This is a genomic window from Rhizobium sp. BK112 (assembly GCF_014193215.1).
Lineage (GTDB): Bacteria > Pseudomonadota > Alphaproteobacteria > Rhizobiales > Rhizobiaceae > Rhizobium > Rhizobium anhuiense.
Genome location: NZ_JACHYZ010000005.1, coordinates 155,388 through 181,161, shown reverse-complemented (window position 1 = coordinate 181,161; position 25,774 = coordinate 155,388). Strand labels below are relative to the sequence as shown.

General features: G+C 61.8%; 29 protein-coding genes. 19 read left to right on the top strand and 10 right to left on the bottom strand.

Going from position 1 to position 25,774, the window contains the following annotated elements; all coding sequences use genetic code 11:
- Window positions 1-179: 179 nt before the first annotated feature.
- The 14 genes from eno (at window position 180) to FHT75_RS16200 (ending at window position 11,874) form a co-directional block, all read left to right on the top strand.
- Entirely contained in the window at window positions 180-1,454 is a 1,275-nt protein-coding gene (eno, locus tag FHT75_RS16265) for a phosphopyruvate hydratase (protein ID WP_047615742.1), read from the top strand.
- A 136-nt stretch (window positions 1,455-1,590) separates the two neighbouring features.
- Window positions 1,591-1,911, top strand: a complete 321-nt coding sequence (locus tag FHT75_RS16260) for an FtsB family cell division protein (protein ID WP_047614982.1) — start codon at window positions 1,591-1,593, stop codon at window positions 1,909-1,911.
- 145 nt (window positions 1,912-2,056) lie between these two features.
- On the top strand, window positions 2,057-3,103 hold the full coding sequence (pdhA, locus tag FHT75_RS16255) for a pyruvate dehydrogenase (acetyl-transferring) E1 component subunit alpha (protein WP_047614983.1): 1,047 nt from the start codon (window positions 2,057-2,059) through the stop codon (window positions 3,101-3,103).
- Between the two features lie 16 nt (window positions 3,104-3,119).
- Window positions 3,120-4,505: a pyruvate dehydrogenase complex E1 component subunit beta gene (locus FHT75_RS16250; protein ID WP_063475513.1), complete on the top strand. Its 1,386-nt coding sequence runs from the start codon at window positions 3,120-3,122 to the stop codon at window positions 4,503-4,505.
- 15 nt (window positions 4,506-4,520) lie between these two features.
- Complete coding sequence (locus FHT75_RS16245; protein WP_047614985.1) at window positions 4,521-5,882, top strand: pyruvate dehydrogenase complex dihydrolipoamide acetyltransferase; 1,362 nt, start codon at window positions 4,521-4,523, stop codon at window positions 5,880-5,882.
- A 19-nt stretch (window positions 5,883-5,901) separates the two neighbouring features.
- Complete coding sequence (locus FHT75_RS16240; protein ID WP_047614987.1) at window positions 5,902-6,543, top strand: SGNH/GDSL hydrolase family protein; 642 nt, start codon at window positions 5,902-5,904, stop codon at window positions 6,541-6,543.
- A 2-nt stretch (window positions 6,544-6,545) separates the two neighbouring features.
- The gene (locus tag FHT75_RS16235) at window positions 6,546-7,127 is read left to right on the top strand and encodes a GNAT family N-acetyltransferase (RefSeq protein ID WP_183845045.1); all 582 of its coding nucleotides are present in this window, start codon (window positions 6,546-6,548) and stop codon (window positions 7,125-7,127) included.
- 16 nt (window positions 7,128-7,143) lie between these two features.
- A complete protein-coding gene (gene lpdA / locus FHT75_RS16230) occupies window positions 7,144-8,589 on the top strand; it encodes a dihydrolipoyl dehydrogenase (protein WP_063475515.1) in 1,446 nt (481 codons plus the stop codon).
- A 54-nt stretch (window positions 8,590-8,643) separates the two neighbouring features.
- Complete coding sequence (locus FHT75_RS16225; RefSeq protein ID WP_003539329.1) at window positions 8,644-8,898, top strand: GlsB/YeaQ/YmgE family stress response membrane protein; 255 nt, start codon at window positions 8,644-8,646, stop codon at window positions 8,896-8,898.
- Window positions 8,899-8,917: 19 nt separating this feature from the next.
- Window positions 8,918-9,166, top strand: coding sequence for a GlsB/YeaQ/YmgE family stress response membrane protein (locus FHT75_RS16220; protein ID WP_047614990.1), 249 nt, complete (start codon window positions 8,918-8,920; stop codon window positions 9,164-9,166).
- Window positions 9,167-9,212: 46 nt separating this feature from the next.
- Window positions 9,213-10,184, top strand: coding sequence for a lipoyl synthase (gene lipA, locus FHT75_RS16215; RefSeq protein ID WP_063475516.1), 972 nt, complete (start codon window positions 9,213-9,215; stop codon window positions 10,182-10,184).
- 68 nt (window positions 10,185-10,252) lie between these two features.
- Window positions 10,253-10,819, top strand: coding sequence for an AAA family ATPase (locus tag FHT75_RS16210; protein WP_063475517.1), 567 nt, complete (start codon window positions 10,253-10,255; stop codon window positions 10,817-10,819).
- Window positions 10,816-11,412: a hypothetical protein gene (locus FHT75_RS16205; protein WP_063475518.1), complete on the top strand. Its 597-nt coding sequence runs from the start codon at window positions 10,816-10,818 to the stop codon at window positions 11,410-11,412. The genes FHT75_RS16210 and FHT75_RS16205 overlap by 4 nt, the downstream gene beginning before the upstream one ends.
- Window positions 11,413-11,421: 9 nt before the next feature.
- On the top strand, window positions 11,422-11,874 hold the full coding sequence (locus tag FHT75_RS16200; RefSeq protein ID WP_047614994.1) for a type II toxin-antitoxin system RatA family toxin: 453 nt from the start codon (window positions 11,422-11,424) through the stop codon (window positions 11,872-11,874).
- 16 nt (window positions 11,875-11,890) lie between these two features.
- On the opposite strand, the gene FHT75_RS16195 is transcribed toward FHT75_RS16200, so the two are convergent.
- Together FHT75_RS16195 and FHT75_RS16190 are read right to left on the bottom strand one after the other, a co-directional pair.
- Window positions 11,891-12,391, bottom strand: coding sequence for a CinA family protein (locus FHT75_RS16195; RefSeq protein WP_063475519.1), 501 nt, complete (start codon window positions 12,389-12,391; stop codon window positions 11,891-11,893).
- A complete protein-coding gene (locus FHT75_RS16190) occupies window positions 12,391-13,605 on the bottom strand; it encodes a bifunctional 2-C-methyl-D-erythritol 4-phosphate cytidylyltransferase/2-C-methyl-D-erythritol 2,4-cyclodiphosphate synthase (protein WP_063475520.1) in 1,215 nt (404 codons plus the stop codon). Before FHT75_RS16190 ends, FHT75_RS16195 begins: the two co-directional genes overlap by 1 nt.
- A 144-nt stretch (window positions 13,606-13,749) precedes the next feature.
- Between FHT75_RS16190 and dusB the strand changes: the two genes are divergently transcribed.
- From dusB to ntrC, 3 genes are read left to right on the top strand one after another with little or no spacing between them, the layout of a single operon-like run.
- Window positions 13,750-14,766: a tRNA dihydrouridine synthase DusB gene (dusB, locus tag FHT75_RS16185; RefSeq protein ID WP_176707382.1), complete on the top strand. Its 1,017-nt coding sequence runs from the start codon at window positions 13,750-13,752 to the stop codon at window positions 14,764-14,766.
- Window positions 14,763-15,920: a two-component system sensor histidine kinase NtrB gene (locus FHT75_RS16180; protein WP_047615002.1), complete on the top strand. Its 1,158-nt coding sequence runs from the start codon at window positions 14,763-14,765 to the stop codon at window positions 15,918-15,920. Before dusB ends, FHT75_RS16180 begins: the two co-directional genes overlap by 4 nt.
- Window positions 15,917-17,368 carry a nitrogen regulation protein NR(I) gene (gene ntrC / locus FHT75_RS16175; RefSeq protein WP_047615004.1) on the top strand — a complete coding sequence of 484 codons (1,452 nt, stop codon included), beginning with the start codon at window positions 15,917-15,919 and terminating at the stop codon, window positions 17,366-17,368. The genes FHT75_RS16180 and ntrC overlap by 4 nt, the downstream gene beginning before the upstream one ends.
- 124 nt (window positions 17,369-17,492) lie before the next feature.
- Here ntrC and FHT75_RS16170 read toward each other — a convergent pair whose 3' ends face one another.
- Together FHT75_RS16170 and FHT75_RS16165 are read right to left on the bottom strand one after the other, a co-directional pair.
- On the bottom strand, window positions 17,493-17,843 hold the full coding sequence (locus FHT75_RS16170) for a TraR/DksA family transcriptional regulator (RefSeq protein ID WP_047615750.1): 351 nt from the start codon (window positions 17,841-17,843) through the stop codon (window positions 17,493-17,495).
- A gap of 259 nt (window positions 17,844-18,102) precedes the next feature.
- The gene (locus FHT75_RS16165) at window positions 18,103-18,987 is read right to left on the bottom strand and encodes a universal stress protein (RefSeq protein WP_063475521.1); all 885 of its coding nucleotides are present in this window, start codon (window positions 18,985-18,987) and stop codon (window positions 18,103-18,105) included.
- Window positions 18,988-19,154: 167 nt separating this feature from the next.
- Between FHT75_RS16165 and FHT75_RS16160 the strand changes: the two genes are divergently transcribed.
- Window positions 19,155-19,850 carry a VIT family protein gene (locus FHT75_RS16160; protein ID WP_047615010.1) on the top strand — a complete coding sequence of 232 codons (696 nt, stop codon included), beginning with the start codon at window positions 19,155-19,157 and terminating at the stop codon, window positions 19,848-19,850.
- Between the two features lie 110 nt (window positions 19,851-19,960).
- Here FHT75_RS16160 and FHT75_RS16155 read toward each other — a convergent pair whose 3' ends face one another.
- From FHT75_RS16155 to FHT75_RS16130, 6 genes are all read right to left on the bottom strand, one after another.
- Window positions 19,961-20,350: a DUF302 domain-containing protein gene (locus FHT75_RS16155; protein ID WP_063475522.1), complete on the bottom strand. Its 390-nt coding sequence runs from the start codon at window positions 20,348-20,350 to the stop codon at window positions 19,961-19,963.
- A 59-nt stretch (window positions 20,351-20,409) separates the two neighbouring features.
- Window positions 20,410-20,793, bottom strand: a complete 384-nt coding sequence (locus tag FHT75_RS16150; RefSeq protein WP_063475523.1) for a hypothetical protein — start codon at window positions 20,791-20,793, stop codon at window positions 20,410-20,412.
- 158 nt (window positions 20,794-20,951) lie between these two features.
- Window positions 20,952-21,872 (bottom strand): FAD:protein FMN transferase, encoded by a 921-nt coding sequence (locus FHT75_RS16145; protein WP_063475524.1) that lies wholly within the window; start codon window positions 21,870-21,872, stop codon window positions 20,952-20,954.
- A 1-nt stretch (window position 21,873) separates the two neighbouring features.
- On the bottom strand, window positions 21,874-24,072 hold the full coding sequence (locus FHT75_RS16140) for a PepSY domain-containing protein (protein ID WP_063475525.1): 2,199 nt from the start codon (window positions 24,070-24,072) through the stop codon (window positions 21,874-21,876).
- 17 nt (window positions 24,073-24,089) lie between these two features.
- Window positions 24,090-24,560 carry a DUF2271 domain-containing protein gene (locus tag FHT75_RS16135; protein ID WP_047615764.1) on the bottom strand — a complete coding sequence of 157 codons (471 nt, stop codon included), beginning with the start codon at window positions 24,558-24,560 and terminating at the stop codon, window positions 24,090-24,092.
- Window positions 24,561-24,594: 34 nt separating this feature from the next.
- Window positions 24,595-24,915, bottom strand: coding sequence for a hypothetical protein (locus FHT75_RS16130; RefSeq protein ID WP_063475526.1), 321 nt, complete (start codon window positions 24,913-24,915; stop codon window positions 24,595-24,597).
- 187 nt (window positions 24,916-25,102) lie between these two features.
- On the opposite strand from FHT75_RS16130, the gene FHT75_RS16125 reads away from it, so the two are divergent.
- Window positions 25,103-25,762 (top strand): response regulator transcription factor, encoded by a 660-nt coding sequence (locus FHT75_RS16125; RefSeq protein WP_097623125.1) that lies wholly within the window; start codon window positions 25,103-25,105, stop codon window positions 25,760-25,762.
- Window positions 25,763-25,774: the final 12 nt, after the last annotated feature.

The following is a 25,774-nucleotide window of genomic DNA, read 5'->3' as shown; positions in this document are numbered from 1 at the left end:
AGCATGTCGCGCAAAACCAAAGAGCAAGGCGCGGACCAAGCGAATGTTAGAGATCGCGACGCGCTTTCGCCCACATCGGAACGCTGGTTCGAAGGCTGGCAATTGCGGCATTGTAATTTGCTCGCCTTCGATTAAGACAGGTTTCGAACGACTTATCACCCACTGAGCAGGAAGAACCCATGACTGCAATCACCGATATCATCGCCCGCGAGATTCTCGATAGCCGTGGCAATCCCACCGTCGAAGTCGATGTCTATCTCGAAGACGGCAGCATGGGCCGTGCGGCTGTTCCCTCGGGCGCCTCGACGGGCGCGCATGAGGCGGTCGAACTGCGCGACGGCGGCAAGCGCTACCTCGGCAAGGGCGTCCAGAAGGCGGTCGACGCCGCCAACACCGAGATCTTCGATGCGATCGGCGGCATCGACGCCGAAAACCAGATCCAGATCGACAACATCATGATCGAGCTGGACGGCACGCCGAACAAGTCGCGCCTGGGCGCCAACGCCATCCTCGGCGTGTCGCTCGCCGTCGCCAAGGCTGCCGCCCAGGCCTCCGGCCTGCCGCTCTACCGTTATGTCGGCGGCGCTTCCGCCAGCCTGCTGCCGGTGCCGATGATGAACATCATCAACGGCGGCGCCCATGCCGACAACCCGATCGATTTCCAGGAATTCATGATCCTGCCGGTCGGCGCCGATACGATCGCCGAAGCCGTGCGCATGGGTTCGGAAGTCTTCCATACGCTCCGCAAGGAACTTGCCGCACAGGGCCACAACACCAATGTCGGCGACGAAGGCGGTTTCGCACCGGGCCTGAAGAGCGCTTCCGAAGCCCTCGACTTCATCGTCAAGTCGGTCGAAAAAGCCGGCTACAAGCCGGGCGAGGACATCTACCTCGGCCTCGATTGCGCCTCGACGGAATTCTTCAAGGACGGCAAATATGTTCTCGAAGGGGAAGGCCGCACGCTCGAATCGGGCGCCATGGCCGAATATCTGGCCGAACTCGCCGCCAAGTACCCGATCATCTCGATCGAGGACGGCATGGCTGAGGACGACTGGGATGGCTGGAAGACGCTGACCGACCTGACCGGCAAGAAGACCCAGCTCGTCGGCGACGATCTCTTCGTCACCAACTCTGCCCGCCTTCGCGATGGCATCCGCATGGGTGTCGCCAACTCGATCCTCGTCAAGGTCAACCAGATCGGCTCGCTGACCGAAACCCTCGACGCCGTCAACACGGCGCACAAGGCAGCCTATACCGCCGTCATGTCTCACCGCTCCGGCGAAACGGAAGATTCGACCATCGCCGATCTCGCGGTCGCCACCAACTGCGGTCAGATCAAGACCGGCTCGCTGTCGCGTTCCGACCGTCTTGCCAAGTACAACCAGCTGATCCGTATCGAAGAAGGCCTCGGTCCTCAGGCCCAGTATGCCGGCCGCTCGATCATTCGCGGCTGATCGCATCTGATTTTCAACGGTTCGACCCGCGCCTCTCCGGCGCGGGTTTTTTGTTGCTCTTTTTTAGAGTCAACGAACGGTTAATCTCTGCGCTGTAGATTGAGCGAATTGGTAATGCGTTCAAGAGCATGCGTGTATGTGGACAAAGCATCATAAGAAGAGAAAGCTCGGCCGCTTCGTCATTCCGGCCATGACGGTCGCCTTCCTTTCCTATTTCGGTTATCACTGCATTCACGGCGATTACGGCCTGCGCGCGACGGAAGCGTTCGAGCACCAGCGTGTCGCGCGTGAAAAAGAGCTTGCAGTCTTGAAGACGAAGCGCGAACATCTGGAAAATCAGGTCGCGCTGCTCAGTGACGGCTCGCTCGACAAGGACATGCTGGACGAAAAAGCGCGCTATCAGCTCAATGTGTCGCGCGCGGACGAGATCGTCATATTCAACCATTATTCCAATTAACCGGAAACAGGTTAATTGGAATTCCCGGCGTTTTATCAATGATTTAGCGCCGAATACGAGCCATGCAATTATGGCATTGCTGTGGTCATATTTCTTCCCTATGGTACGCGCCACCAAGAACCGACAAACCCATAGGGAGGGTTGAATGGCGCCGCGAAAGACCGCGACCGTTTCCAGCCGCAAAACTGCAGCAAAACCCGCAGCCAAAGCATCGAATGGAGGCCCGGTAGCCGACTTCGATCGCGATGAGGAGCTCAAGGCCTATCGCGAAATGCTGCTGATCCGCCGCTTCGAGGAGAAGGCCGGTCAGCTTTACGGCATGGGCTTCATCGGCGGCTTTTGCCACCTCTACATCGGTCAGGAAGCTGTCGTCGTCGGCATGCAGATGGCGCAGAAGGAAGGCGACCAGGTCATCACCGCCTATCGCGACCACGGCCATATGCTGGCGACCGGCATGGAAGCGCGTGGCGTCATGGCGGAACTGACCGGGCGCCGCAGCGGCTATTCCCACGGGAAGGGCGGCTCGATGCACATGTTCTCGAAAGAGAAGCATTTCTACGGCGGTCACGGCATCGTCGGCGCCCAGGTCTCGCTCGGAACCGGTCTGGCTTTCGCAAACAGCTATCGCGGCAACGGCAATGTCTCGATCGCCTATTTCGGCGATGGCGCTGCCAACCAGGGCCAGGTTTACGAGAGCTTCAACATGGCGGCTCTCTGGAAACTGCCGATCGTCTATATCGTCGAGAACAACCGTTACGCCATGGGCACCTCGACCGCCCGCGCCACGGCGCAGTCGAACTATTCGCTACGCGGCTCGGGCTTCGGCATCCCCGGCATTCAGGTCGATGGCATGGACGTTCGCGCCGTCAAGGCGGCGGCCGACGAGGCGCTCGAACATTGCCGCTCCGGCAAGGGCCCGATCATTCTCGAAATGCTGACCTATCGTTATCGCGGCCACTCCATGTCCGATCCGGCGAAGTATCGCTCCAAGGACGAAGTGCAGAAGATGCGCTCCGAGCATGACCCGATCGAACAGGTCAAGGCGCGCCTCATCGAAAAGGGCTGGGCCTCCGAAGACGATCTGAAGGCGATCGACAAGGATGTCCGCGACATCGTCGCCGACAGCGCCGACTTCGCCCAGGCCGATCCGGAGCCGGATGCATCCGAGCTCTACACCGACATTCTGCTCTAATCGGGGGAGGGAACCCATGCCTATCGATATCCTCATGCCCGCCCTCTCTCCGACGATGGAAGAAGGCACGCTGTCCAAATGGCTGAAGCAGGAAGGTGACAAGGTCACCTCGGGCGACGTGATCGCCGAAATCGAAACCGACAAGGCGACGATGGAAGTCGAAGCCGTCGATGAAGGTGTCATCGGCAAGCTGCTCGTCGATGCCGGCACCGAAGGTGTCAAGGTCAACACCAAGATCGCCGTGCTGCTGCAGGATGGCGAATCCGCCGCCGATCTCTCCGCCGCCAAGCCGGCCGCAGCAGCCGCGCCTGCCGTTGCCCAGGAAGAGAAGCCGACCGAAACCGGTTCGGCCTCCGCGCCGCTTCCGGCCGAGCCGAAGGCCGTCGTTCCGAATGACCCCGAAATTCCTGCCGGCACCGAAATGGTGTCGACGACCGTGCGCGAAGCGCTCCGCGACGCCATGGCCGAGGAAATGCGCGCCAATGAAGACGTCTTCGTCATGGGCGAAGAAGTTGCCGAATATCAGGGCGCCTACAAGGTCACGCAGGGCCTGCTGCAGGAATTCGGCCCCCGCCGCGTCATCGATACGCCGATCACCGAGCACGGCTTTGCCGGCGTCGGCGTCGGCGCTGCCATGGCTGGCCTTCGCCCGATCGTCGAATTCATGACCTTCAACTTCGCCATGCAGGCGATCGACCACATCATCAACTCCGCCGCCAAGACGCTCTATATGTCCGGCGGCCAGATGGGCGCTCCGATCGTCTTCCGCGGCCCGAACGGTGCCGCAGCTCGCGTCGGCGCCCAGCACAGCCAGGACTATGCTGCCTGGTACTCCGCAATCCCCGGCCTGAAGGTCGTCATGCCTTACACGGCATCCGACGCCAAGGGCCTGCTGAAGGCTGCGATCCGCGATCCGAATCCGGTGATCTTCCTCGAGAACGAAATTCTCTACGGTCAGCACTTCGATGTGCCGAAGCTCGACAATTTCGTCCTGCCGATCGGCAAGGCCCGCATCCATCGCCCGGGCAAGGACGTGACGGTGGTCTCCTTCGGCATCGGCATGACTTATGCGACCAAGGCGGCGGCCGAACTCGAAAAGATCGGCATCGACGTCGAACTGATCGACCTTCGCACCATTCGCCCGATGGACCTGCCGACCGTTATCGAATCGGTGAAGAAGACCGGCCGTCTGGTCACCGTCGAGGAAGGTTATCCGCAATCGTCGGTCGGCACCGAAATCGCCACCCGCGTCATGCAGCAGGCCTTCGATTATCTCGATGCGCCGATCCTGACGATTGCGGGCAAGGACGTTCCGATGCCCTACGCCGCCAATCTCGAAAAGCTCGCACTTCCGAACGTCGGCGAAGTCGTCGATGCGGTGAAGGCTGTTTGCTACAAATAAGGGGAGGGCAGCTCGATGCCGATCAATATCACGATGCCCGCCCTCTCTCCGACCATGGAAGAAGGCAATCTTTCCAAGTGGCTGGTCAAGGAAGGCGACAAGGTCAAATCAGGCGATGTGATCGCCGAGATCGAGACCGACAAGGCGACGATGGAAGTCGAAGCCGTCGATGAAGGCACGGTCGCCAAGCTCGTCGTTGCCGCCGGCACCGAAGGCGTCAAGGTCAACGCGCTGATTGCGGTTCTCGCCGCCGATGGCGAGGATGTCGCCGCTGCCGCAAACGGTGCGGGTTCTGCCGCTCCGGCGCCCAAGGCTGAAGCCGCGCCTGCGCCGAAGGCCGAGGCTGCACCGGCTCCGGCCCAAACCGCTCCGGCTGCAGCACCGGCACCTGCCGCTGCACCCGCATCGGTTTCGGCTGATGGCAACCGCACCTTCTCGTCGCCGCTCGCCCGCCGTCTGGCCAAGGAAGCCGGCATCGACCTTTCGGCAGTGACAGGCTCCGGCCCGCATGGCCGCGTCGTCAAGAGCGACATCGAGGCGGCTGTTGCCGGCGGTGGCGCCAAGGCTGCTGCTGCGCCTGCACCCGCTGCCGCCCCGCAGGCTGCTGCGCCGGCTCCGGCCGCTGCCGCACCGAAGGGCGCCTCTGAGGAAGCCGTGCTCAAGCTCTTCGAGCCGGGCTCCTACGAGCTCGTGCCGCATGACGGCATGCGCAAGACGATCGCCAGGCGCCTGGTCGAATCCAAGCAGACGATCCCGCATTTCTACGTCAGCGTCGATTGCGAGCTCGATGCGCTGCTGGCGCTGCGCGCCCAGTTGAACGATGCGGCGCCGCGCAAGGACAACGCTCCGGCCTACAAGCTCTCGGTCAACGACATGGTCATCAAGGCCATGGCGCTGGCGCTGCGCGACGTTCCGGATGCCAATGTCTCCTGGACCGACAGCAACATGGTCAAGCACAAGCACGCCGATGTCGGCGTCGCCGTCTCGATCCCCGGCGGCCTGATCACGCCGATCATCCGCAAGGCCGAGGAAAAGACCCTGTCGACGATCTCCAACGAGATGCGCGATCTCGGCAAGCGGGCCAAGGACCGCAAGCTGAAGCCTGAGGAATATCAGGGCGGCACCAGCTCGGTCTCGAACATGGGCATGATGGGCGTGAAGAACTTCGCTGCCGTCGTCAACCCGCCGCATGCGACGATCCTCGCGGTCGGCGCAGGCGAACAGCGGGTCGTCGTCAGGAAGGGCGAAATGGCGATCGCCACCGTGATGTCGGTCACGCTCTCGACCGACCATCGCTGCGTCGATGGTGCACTCGGCGCCGAGCTGCTCCAGGCCTTCAAGGGCTACATCGAAAACCCGATGGGCATGCTTGTCTGATAGCAGCGCGGAGGCGGAAATGACCAAGACCGTTCTTTGCTATGGTGACTCGCTGACCTGGGGTTATGACGCCGAGACGATCGGCCGTCATGAGTACAAGAATCGCTGGCCGAGCGTGCTTCAGGCAGCGCTCGGCAGCGAGGCGCGCGTCATCGCCGAAGGCCTGAATGGGCGCACGACCGCTTTCGACGACCACCTCGCCGATTGTGACCGCAACGGTGCGCGCATCCTGCCGACGATCCTGCAGACGCATGCACCGCTCGACCTCGTCATCCTTCTGCTCGGCACCAACGACATGAAGCCGGTCGTGGCGGGGTCCGCCTTTGCCGCCTGCCAGGGCATCAGCCGTCTCGTGCGGCTCATCCGCAATCATGCCTGGCCCTTCGAATTCGATGGGCCGGAGATCTTGATCGTGGCGCCGCCGGCGATCTGCGCGACGGGCAATGTGCCCTTCGCCGCATCCTTTCCCGGCGGCATCGAGGAATCGGCCAAGCTCGCAACGCTTTATCGTGATCTTGCCGACGAACTCGGCTGCGGCTTCTTCGACGGCAACTCCGTCGCCAAGACCACGCCGATCGATGGCATTCACCTTGATGCGGATAATACGCGTGCGCTCGGACGCGGGCTGGAATCGATCGTGCGGATGATGCTGGGGATCTGACCATGACCTCCTTCATCGCCCTCCGGCAGGCCTCACGGCGGGATGCTTCGGAGCTGGCGATTCTGGCGGATATCGCCTCGCGCGGTTTTGCCTCCTGGCTCTGGTTCGCCGATGTGGCGACCGGCATGAGTGACACGCCGCTGGAGCGGGGCCGGCTGAAGATGAGCGAGGAAGAGGCTGTCGGCGGCTGGCGGGATGCCGTCATCGCCGAGGCCTCTGGCGAGGTCGCAGGCGTGGCGATCGGCCACGCGCTGGAGGAAGGCATAGATAAGATCGAGGCGACAGTTCCGGCGACCGAGCCGATGCTCGCCTTGCAGAAAACGGTTGTGGGTAGCTGGTTCATCGGCAGTCTCGGCGTCTATCGCCACCTGCGCGGCATCGGCATCGGACGCAGATTGCTGGAGGATCAGATCGAAAGGGCCGATCGCCGCTCCGTCAGTCTCATTACCGCAAGTGATAACGAAGCGGCTTTGTCGCTTTATGGAAGAAACGGATTCTTGGAGGCTGCGCGTGCCGATGCCGTGCCGCTCTTCGATAACAGCAAGAGACACGCGTGGGTGCTCATGACCCGCAGCGCAGCGTAACAAAGGCAGGAAACACATGGCTGAATCCTACGACGTCATCATCATCGGTTCGGGTCCCGGCGGCTATGTCGCCGCTATTCGCGCCAGCCAGCTTGGCCTCAAGACCGCGATCGTCGAGCGCGAGCATATGGGCGGCATCTGCTTGAACTGGGGCTGCATACCCACAAAGGCGCTGCTGCGCTCGGCCGAAGTCCTCGATCATGCAAATCACTTCAAAGATTACGGTCTCGTTCTCGAGGGCACGGTCAAGCCGGATGCCAAGGCCGTCGTTGGCCGCTCGCGCGCCGTCTCTGCCCGTCTCAACGCGGGCGTCGGCTTCCTGATGAAGAAGAACAAGATCGACATCATCTGGGGCGAAGGAAAGCTTTCCAAGCCCGGCGAGATCGTCGTCGGCAAGTCGTCGAAGGCCGTCGTCGAGCCGCAGCACCCGCTGCCGAAGAACGTCAAGGGCGAGGGCACCTATACCGCCAAGCACATCATCATCGCCACCGGCGCCCGCCCGCGCGCGCTGCCCGGCATCGAGCCGGACGGCAAGCTGATCTGGACCTATTTCGAGGCGCTGAAGCCGGATGCGCTGCCGAAGTCGCTGATCGTCATGGGCTCGGGCGCGATCGGCATCGAATTCGCAAGCTTCTATCGCTCGATGGGCGTCGACGTGACGGTCGTCGAAGTCATGCCGACCATCATGCCGGTCGAAGATGCCGAAATCACCGCGATTGCCCGCAAGCAGCTTGAAAAGCGTGGCCTCAAGATCTTCACCAGCGCCAAGGTTTCGAAGGTCGAGAAGGGCGCCGGCAGCGTCACCGCACATGTCGAGACGTCCGATGGTAAAGTACAGCAGATCACTGCCGACCGGTTGATTTCGGCCGTCGGCGTTCAGGGCAACATCGAAAATCTTGGCCTCGAGGCGCTTGGTGTGAAGACCGACCGCGGCTGCGTCGTCGTCGACGGTTACGGCAAGACCAATGTCGCCGGCATCTATGCGATCGGCGATGTCGCCGGCCCGCCGATGCTGGCGCACAAGGCAGAGCATGAGGGCGTCGTCTGCGTCGAAAAGATCGCCGGCTTGCCGAACGTTCATCCCACAGACAAGGGCAAGGTCCCGGGCTGCACCTATTGCAATCCGCAGGTCGCCTCCGTCGGCCTCACCGAAGCCAAAGCCAAGGAGCTGGGCCGTGACATCCGCGTCGGTCGCTTCTCCTTTGCGGCAAACGGCAAGGCGATCGCGCTTGGCGAAGACCAGGGCATGGTGAAGGTGATCTTCGATAAGAAGACCGGCGAACTGCTCGGCGCCCATATGGTTGGCGCTGAAGTCACCGAGCTCATCCAGGGCTTCGTCGTCGCGATGAACCTCGAAACAACCGAGGAAGAGCTGATGCACACGATCTTCCCGCATCCCACCGTGTCGGAAACGATGAAGGAAGCGGTGCTTGATGCCTACGGCCGTGTATTGAATGCTTGATAATTTCCCAATCCGCCCTGTATCACGGGGTGGAAAAAACGAAAGGAAATCATCATGTCTATGGAGACGCAGGCGTTGCTGGTATTTCTGCTGATCGGCCTGGTTGCAGGCTTCCTCGCAAGTCTGGTCGTCGGCGGCGGCGGGTTGATAAGATGCCTGCTGAGCGGCATCATCGGCGCCTTCGTCGGCGGTTATCTGTTCAGCGCGCTCGGCATTTCGCTGGGCATCGAGAACGCGCTGGTTGTGCAGATCATCCACGCCACGGTCGGCGCCATTATCGTGGTTCTGATCGCAAGAGCGGTCGCTTAAGGGGCAAAAGAGGGCAGGAATGGAAGGCGTCGGCTGGATTTCGGCAATCATCATCGGCGGACTTGCGGGCTGGCTCGCCGGCAAGCTGATGGAAGCGCGATACGGGATTTTCCTGAACATCGTGCTCGGCATCGTCGGCTCGGTCGTCGCCAGCGCCGTCCTCGCGCAGTTCCATGTCCAGGTGGTCGGCGGACGGCTCGGTTACTTCGTGACGGGTTTCCTCGGCGCCTGCCTGTTGATATTCCTTGTGCGACTGGTGCGGCGCTAGATCCGAATGATGTGCCGCATAGAGGCGGTAGAAAGCTGAAACTGCAATGGTGACCATCCTCGACACGATCAATCCCGACGCCAAGCGTGTGCGCCATCCGGAGAAGGCGCATCGCCCGGACACGGAAGTCATGCGCAAGCCGGACTGGATTCGCGTCAAGGCGCCGACCTCCAAGGGTTATGCCGAGACGCGTGCGATCGTGAAGGAGCACAAGCTCGTCACCGTCTGCGAAGAGGCCGGTTGCCCGAATATCGGCGAGTGCTGGGACAAGAAGCACGCGACCTTCATGATCATGGGCGAGATTTGTACCCGCGCCTGCGCCTTCTGCAATGTCGCCACCGGCAAGCCGAATGCCCTCGACATGGCCGAGCCTGAGAATGTCGCCAAGGCAGTCAAGGAGATGGGCCTCAGCCACGTCGTCATCACCTCGGTCGACCGTGACGACCTGGCAGACGGCGGCGCCGAGCACTTCGAAAAGGTGATCTGGGCAATCCGGGCGGCCTCGCCGATGACGACGATCGAGATCCTGACGCCGGACTTCCTGAAGAAGCCTGGAGCGCTGGAACGGGTCGTCGCCGCCAAGCCCGACGTCTTCAACCACAATATGGAGACCGTGCCCGGCAATTATCTGACGGTTCGCCCCGGCGCCCGCTACTTCCATTCCATTCGCCTGCTGCAGCGGGTGAAGGAACTCGATCCCACCATGTTCACCAAATCAGGCATCATGGTCGGCCTCGGCGAAGAACGAAACGAAGTCCTCCAGCTGATGGACGATCTGCGCACCGCCGACGTCGATTTCCTGACGATCGGCCAGTACCTGCAGCCGACCCGCAAGCACCACAAGGTCATGAGCTTCGTCACGCCCGACGAGTTCAAGTCCTACGAGACCGTCGCCTACAGCAAGGGTTTCCTGATGGTCGCCTCGAGCCCCCTGACCCGCTCCTCGCACCATGCCGGCGACGACTTCGCGCGATTGCGGGCGGCACGGGAGAAGAAGCTGCTGATGGCCGCCGAGTAAGATCCGGTACTTGCTTTTTGAATGAACCGCGGCGATTTTTGCCGCGGTTTTTCTTTAAGCAATCGACGATGAACGGCACATCCGGATTGAAATCGACGCTGGTCGAAGCCGACCGTATCCTGGTGATCGGCTGTCCCGGCAGCGGCAAGAGCACGCTGGCAAAGCGGCTGTCGCAAGCGCTCGGCCTTGATTACATATCGATGGATCGCGACTTCTACTGGCTACCGGGGTGGCGAAAGAGGCAGCGCGACGAGATCGACAGCCTGATCGCCAAGGCGGTGGCGAAAGAACGCTGGATCATGGATGGAACCGGGCTCAGTTCCTTCCATTTGCGCCTTCCGCGTGCCGAAACCGTCATTTGGCTTCGGTTGCCCAGATCTGCCTGCCTGTACGGAGCAATATCGAGAGGCTTGCGCTATTTCGGGCGCAACCGTCCCGAGCTGCCTGCCGGCTGTCCCGAACACCTCTCGCTGGGCTTACTTGCCTATATCTGGAATTTCGAGCGGGATGCCGCCCCCTTGATCGAAGCAGCACTTCGGGATTATCGGCTTCTCAATTCCACTGTCATCATAAGATCGCGAAAGGCAGCTCGCCGCTTCGCCGTTCTCGCGCATGGGCTCAAGGGAGTTGCATGATGGACCTGAGGGCAGAGCTGACACCGCGACAGCAGATCGCCGATCTCAGACTGGCTGCGCAGCATATCGGTACAGCACGCCGCATCCTCGTCATGGGCTGCTCGGGCGGCGGTAAATCCACTCTGTCGTTGAAGATCGCCACACGCTTCCGGCTTTCCTATATTTCGCTTGACCGCGACGTCTTTTGGCTTCCCGGCTGGGTGACGCGCGACAGGGGCGAGCAGAGAAATATCATCGCCAGCCGGATACTCGAAGAACGTTGGATAATGGACGGCACGAACCCATCCTCCTTAGACATTCGGCTACCGCGCACCGATTTCGTCATCTGGGTGCGCATGCCGCGGCTTCTCTGCATCTGGGGCGTGGTCAGTCGGTGGGTGAGATGGATCGGCCGCACCCGGCCGGAAATGGCGGCGGGTTGCATTGAGAAGATCGATTGGGAGTTTCTCCGCTTCATCTGGACCTTCGAAGACAAGTTCGTGCCTCGCATTATCTCCGGCATGGCCGAGCACGGCCCTGATGTGCCCGTTCTCCAGCTAAAATCCCGTCGTGAGGTGCGCGAGCTTCTTGATCTTCTCCACGCGCCCGCTTAATTGCCGCCTATGCCGCAATTCGAAACGCACCGTCCCGTCCCGCACACGCCCGAACAGATGTTCGATCTCGTCGCCGATGTCGAGCGCTATCCGGAATTCCTGCCGCTCTGCGAAGCGCTGACCATTCGAAGCCGCAAGGAGCGCGACGGCAAGATCCTGCTCGTCGCCGACATGACGGTTGGCTACAAGGCGATCCGCGAGACCTTCACCACACAGGTGCTTCTGAACCGGGCCGAGCAGGTCATCGAGGTCAAATATATCGATGGCCCCTTCAAATATCTCGACAATCGCTGGCACTTCTCGGAGATGCCGACTGGCGGCTGCACCGTCGATTTCTTCATCGATTACGAGTTCAAGAGCCGCATTCTCGGCGCGTTGATGGGTTCGATGTTCGACCGCGCCTTCCGCATGTTCACCGAAGCCTTCGAGACCAGGGCAAACAGGATCTACGCTGCGGCCTGACGGGACGATTACCCTTTCAGCCGGCGAAGAGCGAATGCACCATCTCCAGCGCCGTCCTGACCGTCGCCAGCCGAACCTCGCCGCGGCCGATTTCGCCATAGAGCATCTTTCGGTGGATGAGCGCGCCGGCGCGCGATTTGGCGGCGAGATGCACGAGGCCGACCGGTTTTTCCGCCGATCCACCGCCGGGGCCGGCAATACCGGTGACGGCAACGGCGATCTCGGCGCGCGAGCGGAAGAGGGCGCCATGCACCATCTGCCGCGCCGTTTCCTCGGAGACCGCCCCGAAGCGCTGCAGCGTTTCCGCCTGCACGCCGAGCATGTCCACCTTGGCGCTATTCGTATAGGTGACGAAGCCGCGATCGACGACGGCGGAGGAGCCCGATATCTCAGTCAGCGCCCCGGCGATCAGCCCGCCGGTGCAGGATTCGGCTGTGGACAGCATCAGCCCGGCGGCCGTGAACTCACGGATGATCGTCTCCGCCGTCGAAATGATATCCGGAGGAAACAGGCTCATCACTTTCTCCCGCGATAGACGACGGTTGCCGTCGCAATCGCCGCAATGCCTTCGCGCCGGCCGACGAAGCCGATCGTCTCGTTGGTCGTCGCCTTGACCGAGCAGCGCTCGATATCGATGCCGAGATAATCCGACAGTTTCGCCCGCATGGCGTCGCGATGCGGGCCGACCCGCGGCGCTTCGGCGATCAGCGAGACATCGGCATTCATGATCGTGCCGCCGCGCTCGCGCACAATCCGGGCAGCGTGTTCGATGAAGATCTTTGAGGGCGCGCCCTTCCATTGCGGATCGGACGGTGGGAAATGATCGCCGATATCGCCGGCACCGCAGGTGGCAAGCAGCGCATCCGTCAGCGCATGCAGCGCGACGTCGGCATCGGAGTGGCCTTTGAGCTTCTGGTCATGCGGAATGAACACGCCGCAGAGTGTGACACCATCGCCGGCTTCGAGCTGGTGCACGTCGTAGCCGTTGCCGGTGCGCACGTCCGGAAGCAGCGAAGCCGACAGCTTACCGTCGGCCATGGCGATATCGTCCTTGACCGTCAGCTTGACGTTATCGGCCGTGCCCTCGACGATCGTCACCGGAATGCCCAGCCATTCGGCGATCGAAGCATCGTCGGTGAAATCGCTTCGTCCGCTGGCGGCCGCCTTCTCATGCGCATCGAGGATCGTTTCGAAGGCGAAGGATTGCGGCGTCTGCGCCGCATAGAGGTGCTCGCGCGAAACCGTCGCCAGCACGGTGCCGGTGCTGTCGGCGCGTTTCAGCGTATCGGTGACCGGGATCGCCGGCAACACCGCCTGCGCGCCGTTGCCAAGGCTGTCGGCAATACGATCCAGAAGCTCATGGTCGAAGAACGGCCGCACGGCATCATGGATCAGCACGTGGCTGATCTGCTTGTCCTTGAGGTATCTGAGGCCGGCCAGCACGGATTGCTGCCGGGTCGCGCCGCCATGCACCGTTTCGATCGGCGTTGCCGAGATGATGTGGCGGAAAGCTCTTGCAAACAGCGCCTCGTCATCGGGATGAATGACGACGACGATCTGCTTTGCCTCCCATGTCATGAAGTTTTCAAGCGTATGGACGATAACCGGCTTGCCGCCGATCATGCGATACTGCTTGGGGCCTTCCTTGGAGGATCCTGCGCGCTCGCCGCGGCCGGCGGCGACGATGACAATTCCAGCCGATATCGGTTGCTTAGAAGGCATTTGCAGCATAAATCCCCTAATTATGCGGAATTGACCCGAGTGCTCTAACGTCTTGCTTTGGCGTTTTCCAGCATCTGCCCGAAAAATATCAATTCCCATCCCAGCCCCCTTGGCAAGCTAGGGAATAGTGGCTAAAAATAATGCAGTTCTATTGTGTGCCCGAAAGATAATCATTTGATTTCCAAGGACCTCGCAGCGCCTTTCCGAATCGGACCTGTGTCCGTGCGGAACCGCGTTGTGCTGGCGCCGATGTCCGGCGTCACGGATATGCCCTTCCGCGAGCTTGCCTGGCGCTTCGGCGCCGGCCTCGTCGTCACCGAAATGGTGGCGAGCCGCGAATTGGTCAATGACACGGCCGAATCATGGTCGCGGCTGCGGGCTGCGGGCTTCCGGCCGCATATGGTGCAGCTTGCCGGACGCGAGGCGCACTGGATGGCGGAAGCCGCCAAGATCGCCGCCGATCATGGTGCCGATATCATCGACATCAATATGGGCTGCCCGGCCAAGAAAGTGATCGGCGGTTATTCCGGTTCGGCGCTGATGCGCGATCCCGATCACGCGCTCGGCCTCATCGAGGCGACGGTCAAGGCCGTCGACATTCCGGTGACGCTGAAGATGCGCCTCGGCTGGGATGAGAATTCGATCAATGCGCCCGACATCGCGCGCCGCGCCGAGGCGGCCGGTATCCAGCTTGTGACCATTCACGGGCGTACCCGCATGCAATTCTACGAAGGCCGTGCCGATTGGGACGCGATCCGCGCTGTCCGCGAGGTGATCTCCATACCGCTGATCGCCAATGGCGATGTCGAAACCGCAGGCGACGCGCAGGAAATATTGCGCCGCTCCGGCGCCGATGCCGTCATGATCGGCAGGGGCTGCCAGGGCAGACCGTGGCATGCCGGCGTCATATCAGGTGCGGCCGAGCCGCTGTCGCTTGAAATCGCCGATATCGCCGTCGAGCACTATCGGATGATGCTGGATTTTTACGGCGAAGCGGTGGCGATCCGCCATGCCCGCAAACACCTGGGCTGGTATCTCCAGCGTTTCGCCCCGGATCTCGCCGGCGGCGAAAAGGCTGCGATCATGACCTCGCGCAATCCCAGCGAGGTGGCTGCACGGCTTTACGATGCATTGGCGGCAGGTGTTGTCGACAGCCGGGAGGCGGCATGACGAAGGATATGACATCTCCGACCGATCAGGCCGGCGGAACCACCGTCGCCATGGCCGTGCTGAACGCCATCCAGAACCCCGTTATCATGGTCGACGAATCCGGCTTCGTCGTTTTCGCCAATTGGGAAGCGGAGGCCTTCTTCGGCGCCAGCGCCTCGCATCTGGCGCGGTACCGGATTTCGACCTTCATTCCCTTCGGCAGCCCGTTGCTGGCCTTGATCGATCAGGTGCGCGAGCGCAAGGCGCCGGTCAACGAATATCGCGTCGACCTGAGTTCGCCGCGCCTTGGCCAGGACAAGCTCGTCGATCTCTACGTCGCCCCGGTGCTCAGCGAACCCGGCGCCGTCGTCATCGTCTTTCAGGAACGCTCGATGGCCGATAAGATCGACCGGCAACTGACGCATCGCGCTGCTGCCCGCTCGGTGACCGGCCTCGCCTCGATGCTGGCGCACGAGATCAAGAACCCGCTTTCCGGCATACGCGGCGCTGCCCAGCTGCTCGAGCAGTCTGCGATCGACGACGACCGGGCGCTGACCCGGCTGATCTGCGACGAGACCGATCGCATCGTCTCGCTGGTCGATCGCATGGAAGTCTTTTCCGACGAACGTCCCGTCGACCGAATGCCGGTCAATATCCATTCCGTGCTCGATCATGTGAAGGCGGTCGCCAAGGCGGGTTTTGCCCGCAACATCCGCGTCACCGAGAGCTATGACCCGTCGCTGCCGGCCGTTTATGCCAATCGCGACCAGCTCGTGCAGGTCTTCCTCAATCTGGTGAAGAACGCCGCCGAAGCGGTCGGCGATCGGCCGGACGGCGAGATCATGCTGACGACGGCCTATCGCCCCGGCATCCGTCTGTCGGTCGCCGGCACCCGCGAAAAGATCTCGCTGCCGCTGGAATTCTGCGTCCACGACAATGGTCCCGGCGTTCCCTCCGATCTGTTGCCGCATCTCTTCGACCCGTTCATTACCACCAAGCCGAACGGCAGCGGCCTCGGCCTGGCGCTGGTCGCCAAGATCATCGGCGATCATGGCGGCATTATCGAATGCGACAGCCAGAACAGCCGCACGACATTCCGCGTTCTCATGCCGGCGTCGAAGGACGCCTCGCTCGAAGACGCCACTACCGCAAGCTCGACAGGACCTTCTCGATGACAGCCACGATCCTTGTTGCAGATGATGATGCGGCCATCCGGACCGTGCTCAACCAGGCTTTGAGCCGCGCCGGCTATGACGTCCGCATCACCTCCAACGCCGCTACCCTCTGGCGCTGGATTTCCGCCGGCGAGGGCGATCTTGTTGTCACCGACGTGGTGATGCCCGACGAGAACGCCTTCGACCTGCTGCCGCGTATCAAGAAGGCGCGTCCCGACCTGCCGGTTCTCGTCATGAGCGCGCAAAACACCTTCATGACCGCCATCAAGGCCTCCGAGAAGGGCGCCTACGACTATCTGCCGAAGCCCTTCGACCTGACCGAGTTGATCGGCATTATCGGCCGTGCGCTCGCCGAGCCGAAGCGCAAGCCCGCCAAGCTCGAAGAGGACATGCAGGACGGCATGCCGCTCGTCGGCCGGTCGGCGGCGATGCAGGAAATCTACCGCGTGCTCGCCCGCCTGATGCAGACGGACCTGACGCTGATGATCACCGGCGAATCCGGCACCGGCAAGGAGCTCGTCGCCCGCGCGCTGCATGACTATGGCAAGCGCCGCAACGGTCCCTTCGTCGCCATCAACATGGCGGCGATCCCGCGCGACCTGATCGAATCGGAACTCTTCGGCCACGAGAAGGGCGCCTTTACCGGCGCGCAGACCCGCTCGACCGGCCGCTTCGAGCAGGCCGAAGGCGGCACGCTCTTCCTCGACGAAATCGGCGACATGCCGATGGACGCCCAGACGCGGCTCTTACGCGTCCTGCAGCAGGGCGAATACACCACTGTCGGCGGCCGCACGCCGATCCGCACCGATGTGCGCATCGTCGCCGCCACCAACAAGGACCTGAAGCAGGCGATCAACCAGGGCCTGTTCCGCGAGGATCTCTATTACCGGCTCAATGTCGTGCCGCTGCGCCTGCCGCCGCTGCGCGACCGCGCCGAGGATATTCCCGATCTCGTGCGCCATTTCATCCAGCAGGCCGAAAAGGAAGGCCTCGGCTCCAAGCGCTTCGATCAGGAAGCCCTGGAACTGATGAAGGCCTATGCCTGGCCTGGCAACGTCCGCGAGCTGGAAAACCTCATCCGCCGTCTGATGGCGCTCTATCCGCAGGATGTCATCACCCGCGAGATCATCGACGCCGAGCTGCGCTCCGACGTGCCCGACAGCCCGATCGACAAGGGGCCGATCCGCAGCGGCTCGATGACGATCGCGCAAGCCGTCGAGGAGAATATGCGCACCTACTTCGCCAGCTTCGGCGAAAACCTGCCGCCGCCCGGCCTCTACGACCGCGTGCTGACCGAACTGGAATATCCGCTGATCCTCGCCGCCCTGACGGCGACGCGCGGCAACCAGATCAAGGCCGCCGATCTCCTTGGTCTCAATCGAAATACCTTGCGCAAGAAGATCAGGGAACTTGGCGTGTCGGTCTATAGGAGCTCCCGCACCGCCTGAGCGGGCTCTGGCCGGGCTCCGGGTCGCGAGGACGTTTATGAATGGCTCATCGGCGCACGCTCCGACTGAGTTGGCCTGATGTCGGACATCGCTTCACCAGCATGGTGACCCTGCAACTCAGGCTTCAGATCGACTGCGCGCAAGACTGGCAGAAAGGTGTGTGAGGAACGGCGTCAAGCCTCCTCTCGCTGATCGGCCTGCCGCACTTTACACAAGTGCCAAAGGTTCCGGCTTGTATCCGTTCCAGTGCCGCCTGTACGGCCAGGAGTTCCTTCTGTCCAGCCTCGCCGAGCTCTTCCAGGACTTCATCGTTATTGCGCTCTGTGGCGCGATCATCGTCATCAGGATTCCGAGGCTGCACAAAATCATGTTCGATCGCTTGCAGGCGGGTTTGTAGCTCGCGCCGGCGTTGGTCAAGGATCGCCTTGTGCTTTTCGAGATGCTGCCTCGTTTGCGAGGAGGAATGCTTCTGCATGGACGTTCTCCGGCCGGCCTCATATTCGCGACCGACACCTTGTTTTACTGGGAAGTCTTGCCCTTGACGGGAGCCGCAAACCTAGGCGTGTTGGGCGTCCGTCGCATTGATCCGCATCAAGCTGGCTTTCGGTTGGCCAGTGTCGAGATTTCCTCGGGCGAAGGCCAGCTTGCAGGTGCTGTTTCAGTTTGGCTTTTCGCCGACGGCGTTGAATCGGAAACGGCAGAAGCAGGTCATGGATCCATCCGGACAGTTTCCGTCAATGCGACATGAGCACTGGCAGCAAAGGCTTTTCCAGGACGCCATCGGTTGCCCCGCCCAGGACGAAATCTCGCAACCTCGAGTGTCCAAATCCTCCCATGACCAGCATATCGGCGCTCAGTTCCAGTGCCGTTTGCTGAATGCTCTGACCGATCGACGGCGAAGTAACGCGAGCGGCCGTTGCGCTTGCATTGACGCCGCTCGAAACCAGGATCTCAACAAGGTGCGCTCCGCTTGTCTCCGGCAGCGGCTTTTCGCCCGTCAGCGATAGGACCGTAACCCGCTTGGCCTTGCGAATGAATGGGTTTGCATCGCTGACGGCCCGAGCGGCGGCTCGGCTTCCGTCCCAGGCGATGACCAGATGGTCGATCGGACCCGCCAGGGTCTTGTTGGGGATGATGACGGCCGGTCGGCCGGAGCCGAATATGACCGCTTCGGCGACAATACGAGTGTCGGGAACATCCGCGACACATTCGAGAATGGCCAGATCGAAAAAACGTGCTTCGATGGCTGAGGTCTCGTGCAGCAGCGGCACGGTGGTTTTGACCGTTCGGCAAGATAGTTCGACCTTGGCGTTCGCTGCGAGGTTGGTCGCTGCTGCAATCAGCGTTTCGGCGCGCTCACGGCTCAGGGTCTCGGCATGCTCGATCATCTTTGGAGTATCGAGCAGTAGCGATGACCAGGCGTTTGGAATGTGCGGAATCCCGACCCTCAGCGCGCAGGCATGAAGACTGGCACCGTAGTGCCCGGCAAACGCTACAGCGTTTGAAATGATCAGTCCCGAACTTGAATCGGGATATGTTGATAGCGGGAGAAAATATTGTGCCGACATGTCCTGCTCCATCTCTCGCGGACCGCCACGATTGCAATCATCTATCTCCATTCTTCGCCATTCGGCATTGATGTAACGCAATTGCCCCGGCCAAGTTGATCGTTGTCAAATCCTTGTTGGCCGAGGACCGATATGAAATTGGCTGTGTGATCGCGCGTGCGGCGTTGCTCATGTTCGATGTTGCTGCCCTTCGTTAATGTCGCATCCTGGAGACCCTCATGAGCAGATTGCATTCGGAAAATCACCTCGTCTCCCGCATCGGCTGGCTCCGGGCCGCCGTCCTCGGCGCAAACGATGGGATCGTCTCGACGGCGAGCTTGATCATGGGCGTCGCCACCGCATCCGCCGGAACCTCGCAGATCCTTGTCGCGGGCGCGGCTGGTCTGGTTGCGGGCGCGATGTCCATGGCAGCCGGTGAATACGTGTCGGTGAGCTCGCAGGCCGATACCGAGGAAGCCGATCTCGCGCGGGAACGGACGGAGTTGGAGACGCAGCCCGATGCTGAACTCGATGAGTTGACGCAAATCTACGTCAAACGCGGCCTCAGCCACGATCTGGCCAGGCAGGTCGCGGTCCAACTGACGGCCAATAACGTTCTCGACGCGCATTCGCGTGACGAACTCGGTATCGTTGATCACATGGCAGCCCGGCCCATTGAGGCCGCCTTGACGTCGGCCGTCACCTTCGCGGTGGGAGCTGCATTACCCCTGATGATGGTTGTCCTTTCACCCGCCTGGATGCTGGTCTATGGCGTTGCAGGCGCGTCTTTGGCTTTCCTCGCGCTGCTGGGCGCGATCGGTGCGCAAGCGGGTGGCGCAAATGTCCTGAGAGCCACGACTCGCGTCACCTTCTGGGGCGCCTTCGCGATGGCGCTGACGGCCGGAATCGGAGCGCTGGTTGGCACCGCAGTCTGACCGGACGGGACAGATGCGAGGATTGGTCTATTTCTCTGCCGCGGGCGTCACCGCATTCTCCGATCCACATGCGAAACGGATTCTGTAGCCGGCTCTCCGTCGGGTGGGTTTCAAACGTCCGTCACAACATCCGCAAGCATCGAGCGGACCTTGCCTGCCAGAGCGGTCAGCATTTCGTTGTCGATTGCCTGCATCGACGCGACCGGATCGATGGCGCTGACCATGACATTGCCGCCGTCGACGGCGCGCAGGATGACATTGCACGGCAGCATCGCCCCCACCTTCGGTTCCAGTTTCAGCGCCTCGAACGCCATGCGAGGATTGCAGGCTCCGAGGATGAGGTAATCGTCGATGTCTGCATCGATCCTTTTCTTCATGGTCGCCTTGACATCGATCTCCGTCAGAACCCCGAAACCGTGCTTGATGAGAGCGGATCTCGTTCTGCCGACCGCATCGTCGAAACTGATCGCCCAGAGGGTTCTATCGAGCGTATAGGTCATGAGAAGTCTCCTTTCGGCGGTCGCTTCCCTGCAACGGCCGGCAAATGCCGAGTCTCCGATCACATGTCCTGCATAAAGGCCTGCATTTCCTCAGGCGTAACCTTCCCGTCATTGTTCGCGTCGACCGCGTCGAAGACTCGCTTGTGGATTGCGGTCAACTCTTCGAAAGAAACCGCGCCGTCCCCGTCGCTATCTGTGATGGCGAACATGATCTTCATCATATGACCGCGCATTGGTCCCATCATGCGCATTCTTTCGTACATGCCCGGTGGCACCATGTTGCGGCTCATCATGCCTGGCATCATTTCCGTTTCGTCGGACCCGGGCTTATCCTCCGACGAGGCCGGGTCTGGACTTTTCGTCTGGGCGGACGCGGTGCCGAAAGCGCCGACCGCACCGAGCAAGGCCAGCAGAGTGATCGTTGGCAGTCTGACCATGGACATACTTCGTCTCCTCTTTGAGCATTATCCTCCACGAACTGGAGAGGCGATTGAGAGTAGGATGCATCCCGGCTTCACACATTGCGCTGGATCAAACCACTTGGATGGTTGGTCTAAGGCTGCATGGCAGATGACCTTTGATCTGGCCGTTCGGAAGGTGATCACCGCGCAAACAGGCCGCATCCGATTCCTGTCGGCTGGTCATGCTTGAGGAAGAGAACGGAGAGACCAAACTTTTCGGCGAGGGCAAGACCGCACGCTTCGCCGAGAACCATCATTGCCGTCGCCCAGGCGTCGGCGCTCATGCAATCGCAGGCGAGCACGGTCGCTGAGGCAGGCGGATCTCTAAGCGGCATGCCGAGCTGCGGGTCCATAGTGTGCGACAGACGATAGCCGGCGACGTCGATCCAGTGTCGATAGTCGCCGGACGTTGCCACGGCGCAATCCTGTAGCTCGAGCATGGAATGCGCGGCGCGCACTTCCGGGTTTGGCATCTCGACGGCGACGCTCCAGCCGCGACCGTTGGGCTGAGTGCCGAGCGCTCGCACTTCGCCGTCGATGGCGAAGAGGCCGGCTTCGATACCGTGCTGACGCGCAGCCTTCGACAGCTGATCGACGCCATAGCCCTTGGCGATGCCATTGAGATCGAAGCACATCTCGGAGTGCTTGCGGGCGCGGCCGGCGGCCCTGTCCAGCTCCAGAACATCATGAGCCGGGCTGCGCTTCGCAAGGCGGGCGGTCCTGATCCGGTCCTCGCTTGCCTCCGCCGGACCGAAACCCCATGCGGCGGTGGCATCACCCATGCCGATATCGAAGGCACCGCCTGAAATGTGGCCGATGGCAAGACCAGCTCCCAGCACGGTGAGCAGCCCGTCGGGGAGGGCAACCCATCCACCGGGCCGGGCGGCGTTCAAGCGGTTCAGGTCGCTTTCAGGCCTCCAGTTGGACATTTGTTTGTCGACTTCCGTCACGGCGTCGATCATCGCCCTGCGGGCGGAAGAGACATCGAAATCCGATGGCATGTGAAAGACGGCGGACCAGCGCGCACCCATGGTCGGACCGTTGATCGTGTAGCGCTTCATCTTAGTAGACGTCCTCGGCATAGCGGCCGTCGGCTTTCAGGCGTGTGAGGTTGAAGCCCTGCGCCGCCAATATGTCGGCGAGCACGGCGGCGACGGCCGCCGCCATATCCCGACTGCCGCAGATGAGAACCTGACCGCCTGCGGCGATCAGTTTGCCGATGCGCTCGGCGTCCTTGCGCAGAATATCCTGCACGTAGGCCGGGCTCGCAGTTCGCGAAAAGGCGGTCGATACCGAGGTCAGCCGGCCATCCTTTTTCCAGTGGGAAAGCTCCTCGGCGTAAAACGCGTCGCTGGTTGGATGGCGAGTTCCGAAATAGAGGTGCATGGCGCGGCCCGCCCGGTTTCGGCGGACGAAGCCGGCAAGAGGACCGATTCCGGCGCCGGCGCCGATGAGAATGACGGGTTTGCCTCCCCGGGCCGGGCGGAACGAGGGGTTTGGCCTCACGAAGGCCGCAATGGTATCACCGGGTTTCAATGCGATGAGTTGGCTCGAGCAAAGCCCTCCCACTTGCTCGCGGGCGCAGATTTCGAGAAAGCCATCCTTGAGACCGGAAGCAAGCGAGTAGAAGCGCGGCAGATCCGAGCCCTGCGGCACGATGCCGACCAGATCTCCCGCCTCGAACCGCGGGAATGCCTTGCCCGCCAGACGCTGCCAGAGCGAAGTCTTCGGCAGGGCAAAGCGGAGGATGGCGGTGGTGGCCTGTATGCTTGCGCCATAGTCGCGGCGGGATATGAGCGGCAATCTCCAGGTCTTCGGAACAGTCGGTTGGTGGTTCAGTTCGAAATCGAGACCAAGCGTCTCGGCCAGGCGCCGTCCCCAGCGGGCGAAATCCTGTGGCGATTGGCGATCTACCGTGTCGAAAGGTATAAGGGAGGCCCAGCCCTTGTCCTTGGCAATTCTCGCAACCTCGGCGGCGAACCCGCAGAAGGCCGGGAAGCTGTGATCGCCGAAACCGAGTACCGCGAGCGGCATGCCGGCGCTTGCATGCGCTCCCCCGAAGCGCTCGATGAAGCCTTTGGCGGAGGCGGGTGCTGTACCATCGCCATAGGTCGCGGCTAACAGAATCACACGCCGCGCCTTCAACCAGCGGCCCGGCTCGAATTTGGACATCGGGCCGACGTAGACGCGAACGCCCTGTGCGGAAAGAGCGGTCTGCAGCGTATTGGCGAAACCCCAGGTCGTGCCGCTCTCGCTGCCGACAAGCAGGATTGTATCGGCCTCGCTAGCGGCAGCCGAGGCGAGCTTCGGGTCGCGGCGTCCCCTGAGCCAGACCCATAGGCCTGTCCAGCCGAGGACGGGTACCGCAAGCGCGGAGAACCCGAGGATGAGCCCGAGCCAAGCCAGCCCGTGCCCCGTGTGCAGCATCGTGATGAGGCGCGTGACCGTGTCGACCCAACCGGCGTCCGACCAGGCCAGCAGCGCACCGCTGCCTTGGTCGATATAAGCTTCTCCCCTTGCAGTCTTGAGTGTGAAAACATCGGTCGCGTCGCCCGTAGCGGGGAAATTCAACGAGAGCAGATCATCGACCGGCGTCTCTCGAAACAGAGGGACAGAGGTGAGCGCCACGCCGGTATTGCCGCTGACGTCGGCAGGGAAGGCCGGTGCACCGGCGCCTTCCGGCAATACCCCGAAAACAGCAGCCGTCATCCAGAGCGCAGTGAGCGCGGAGAGGAAGAGGCCAGGCAGGGCAAGGCGCGAGACCACGGCATGTAATCGTCCATCACCTGTGCCGCGAACGGATTTCAGAACGAAGCGCCAGCCGCCGGCGCGCCTTGCCGTCAGGAACAGTCCGGAAATTGCAAGGGCAAGCATTGTGGCCGCACCGCCAGCCGCTATGAGCCTTCCGGTATCGTCAAGGAAAAGCGATCGATGGAGATTGATCAACCAGCGCTCCAGCGCCGAGGTTTCGCCACTACCGACCGGCATGCCGGTGGCAGAGTCGATGACGGCGGAGGCGGGTTGGTCGCCTTCGTAGTAATAGGCGGTGATCTGCCCGGACGGCGCCCGTCTGATCTGTTCCACCGTAGGCTCTGCCGCCCGGACTCGCGCGGCGAGTTCCGCGACGCTGACGCGTTGCGCGGCAGGCATGGTGAGCGCCTCTGCGGCAGGGAAGATAGAGAGTAGGGCGCCGCTCAGCGCGAGGACGGTGAGAAGCGCCGCGGCGATCAGCCCGAACCAGCGGTGGAGCGAGCGGTTCATAACCGGCGGCCTCCTGCTCAACGCGCATAGGTGAAGGCGGCGATGTAGCGCGTACCCTTCACCTTTTGGCCTGAGCCTGCCGATGTCAGCGGCACCACGATCTCGTTCGGGCTGTCGCGCATGTCTTCCACGGCGGAATCGATATGAAGCTGATAGCCGGCATCGAACAGTGTATCGGCAAGATCGACCGTGACCTTGAGTGAGCGGCCTGCACCAACGCTGGCGCCGGTGATACCGTTGATCTGGGTGGTATCGCCGCCGGTGGCGCGGTACCAGCCGCTGAGATGCTCGTAATACCTGGTCTTGCCCCCTGCCATCCAGAGGCTGCCGACATATTTGTTCTGCGCATCGGTCACGTAATATGCGAGATAGGCGCCATCCCCGCCATAGTTGCGCATGCTGGTGGTGAGGGTCACTTCACGCGCCATGGCAAGGCCGGGAACGGTAAGGGCCGTGGTGACTGCAAGCATGGCAAGAAAGGATTTCATTCTCATCGATATTCTCCTTGGCAGGACTGGCGCTTCAGTTCGTCTGGGCTTGCGGCCTGGAACCAGGTGTGAATAGGCCGTTGTTTGGCGGAGTGGCGTTCAGTTGCTGCGCCGCGCTGCCCCGACCGCAGGCCTCGACATCCTCGTCTTCGCAGTCATCGGCGGCATAACGGCCGTCGTCGTCATGCCGGCGCTGCAGTTCCTTCTGGTGATCATCGTCGTCGCTTTCTTGGTAACCGGCCAATACCGTGCCGGCGCTCGTCGTCAGTGGGGGGAAGGGCATGGCTTGACTGCCAAAGGCGGCGAAGAAGCCGATGCTGGCGTATGCGGCCAGAAGAATTTTGCGGTACATCATATGTGATCTCCGGTTGGGCATCTTGCTTGGGAGAGGGGCAGCGTTCATCGAGCGGGACGATCTTCCTCTCGTTTCGAGCGGATCAATCGCGTCCTAAACTGACCGGTACCTGACAAGCGGCGCGACATTGCTTCAGCTTCCCGTAAGCTGGCCGGTGGACTAGGAGATGAGAGAAACGGAAAAAGCGATGCGGGTTCTGCTAATCGAGGACGATACGGCGCTGGGCGCGGCTATTCGCGACCAGATCGCCGCCGACGGACATTCCGTCGATTGGGTTAACCGGCTCGACCAGGCAAACGATGCGATCGTTGCCGCTGCCTACGATCTGGTGCTGCTCGATCTGATGCTGCCCGATGGGCTTGGCATTCCCTTCCTGAAGGCGTTGCGCGGGCGGGGTGACGTCACACCTGTCATGATCCTGACCGCGCTCGATCAGGTCTCCGACCGTATTGCCGGATTGAACGCCGGCGCCGACGATTACATGGTGAAGCCCTTCGATCTCGCGGAGCTTTCGGCGCGGATCGGGTCGGTGGCGCGCCGTTATGCCGGCAATCCCAATCCCAACATCACGCTCGGCCCGCTTGCCATCGACCTCGCCGCCAGAAGCATCACGGTGAATGGCAAGGCTGTGGTTCTGACGGCGCGAGAATGGGTCTTGTTTGAGGCCTTCCTGCAACGTCCCGCCCAGCTTCTTTCGAAGGCGCAACTCGAAGAGCGGCTCTATTCCTTCGATAGGGAAATCGACAGCAACGCCATCGAGGTCCACGTCAGCCGGTTGCGCAAGAAGCTCGGCACGCATGTGATCGAGACCGAGCGCGGGCTCGGCTATCGTCTGGGGCGGCCATGAGAATCGGCGCTT